The following is a 2,326-nucleotide window of genomic DNA, read 5'->3' on the forward strand; positions in this document are numbered from 1 at the left end:
ATTCATTTATTGTAATAATCCTTGAAATGATTACCCCTCCAATTCCTCGACACCAACTAAAATCAATTTCTTTAAAATTTTCTTCTATTTTTTTATCTTCAAGTAATACCAAGTTGATAATCTCTTTTAGGATTTCATTTTTCCGTGTAAGCGAATAAATTTTTACTAATGGCGTTACTATTCCCGATAATCCATGAGCCAGTCCAATCTCAAAATGCGAATTATTTTTTAAATACTCCCAATATCTTAAAACTATATTTTTAGATTCAATGTAAGCACTACCTTTGTCATCAGGACTATGAAGTTTAAGAATCAAATCTACTAGTAGGTGTATTGTTGCTCCTAAACCATTTATATAATCACTATCTTGCTCAGAGAACTGTATTGTTGAGAGATCAGAAATAAGATTTTGTAATAGATTACTAAATCCCTTCTCAATTATTTCATCATTAAAAAGTTTAGAGTAGTTATACATTAAGTATAGTAGACCACCATTACCTTGATACACACTCCATGCTTTGGATGCTACACCACTAATTTTATCTACCTTATAATTGTTATATAACTTTAATATTAACCTCCTTGAAAATTCCTGAATTTCTTTACTATTATGGTAGTAAGCATATACATACAAATAATGAATAATTCCTCCTCCCATATATAGACCTGGACCAATCAAATCAACTACTAAATTTCGTTCATCAAAGTTTAAAATATAGAACGTATCACTTTCGCTTGTATTGGTAAATATTTCTCTCTTTAGTAACTTAAATGGGTATGAATCAGTAAATTCTTTATTAATATCAATATCTGCATTACTACAAGTAAAGTCACTATTCATGTTATCTTCATTTGCAAATTCTGTTGCAATAGAAAGTTTTAATAAATGTACTTGGTAATCTATCATTTCACTATCTAGCATTTCCAGTGTATGTATTATATTATCTATTGCTGAGTACTTGAAGTAGTTTTCACATAGAACTTTATCCTCAAAATAAAGATTAATACTATCTAGATACGTGTAGAAGTAAGGTATATTTTGATTTCGTAAATCCTTTATTTCCTCTTCTACTCTCAGATAACCGAAACTTGAAGGAGTGAAACTTGATAGCAAGATATTGAGAATTTTTTCGTGATTATTCCTATTTTTTAAGGCATCAGGCTTATGTAACTCCCTTAAAAAAGTATAATATACTTGAGTCCCTCTAAGGATAATTCTAATTTTAATTGCTTTATTATGGTATTTTTCTACTATATCTAATAACTCATTTTTATGATTTTTTATAATAGATAAACCATCTTTAAATCCTTTAATCAACTTATCTATTACTAATCTATAATTTAAAGGTTCTCCATCTATCAACACTACATTTGGAGTGATTGAGGTTTGAACAGGTACCTTGCTTTCCCTATAATCACTTTCAGCATCTTCTATTATAATGTTAGTCGTTAAAGTATTTGATGATGATGGCCTAAAGAAAAGCCCACTAACATTAACATCGTACAACTTATCTCTTGATGGTAACATTGCTGTTGCAACAACACTTTGATCAATACTCTTAAAATTATCATTAACCAAATTGTCATGGTTTGTTGGAGAAGCAATTGTTTCTGTGTCAATGATAACGGGATATTCACCGCTAACTATTATATTTTCAAAATGGATATCCGTACTATGAAGAACTTCACATGCAGCAAGCATATAACCGGCTCTTTCATAATATTTTTTTGCTTCGTATAGTGAGAGCTCTTGCGAAATTTGAATTGATTCCTGCCATGAATGTGTCTGTCTACTCAACGTACTTGGAGTTTTAAAATCAAAATCACTGTATTTTTCTAGCAATTTTAGAACATCTCTATATAAATGATCCGTATTTAAATTTTTGGGTTTGTAGTACAATTCTGTATTGTCAATTAGTACTTTTGCAACACTTTTATCATTATGTTTATCTCCACAGTCTAATTCTATATTTAAAATTGAATTTGCTTTAATATTAAAAAAGTTCTGAATTTCATTTTTGTCTTCTTGAAAATCATTGAGAATATCAACAATTTCTGCAATAACGTTATTCAGAGTAATTGAAAGTTGTTCTTCCAAAACAGGATAATCGTAAAATAACTTCGAAATAGCATCCTCGATTCCCAGTAACTCCTTAAATTTTTCCAATTTATCTGCAAGACTTCCTCCAGAAATAATACCATTACTCTTAAGACTATCAAATTTATCTAACAGAACTCCCTCCATTATATGTACTGACCCCAAAAAGTTAGACAAATAATTTAAGCAAAGGATTTAGTTCTGTATTGCACAGGACTAAGTCCTTTT

At 29.4% G+C, this 2,326-nt stretch carries 1 protein-coding gene; it reads right to left on the reverse strand.

From position 1 onward, the window contains the following. Positions 1 to 2,245, reverse strand: a 2,245-nt coding sequence (gene lanM / locus H7U02_RS11365; RefSeq protein ID WP_201043397.1) for a type 2 lanthipeptide synthetase LanM, incomplete at its 3' end; no start/stop codon positions are given. Between the last annotated feature and the right edge of the window lie 81 nt (positions 2,246 to 2,326).

It is taken from the genome of Streptococcus sp. 3.1 (assembly GCF_016648915.1).
Lineage (GTDB): Bacteria > Bacillota > Bacilli > Lactobacillales > Streptococcaceae > Streptococcus > Streptococcus salivarius_E.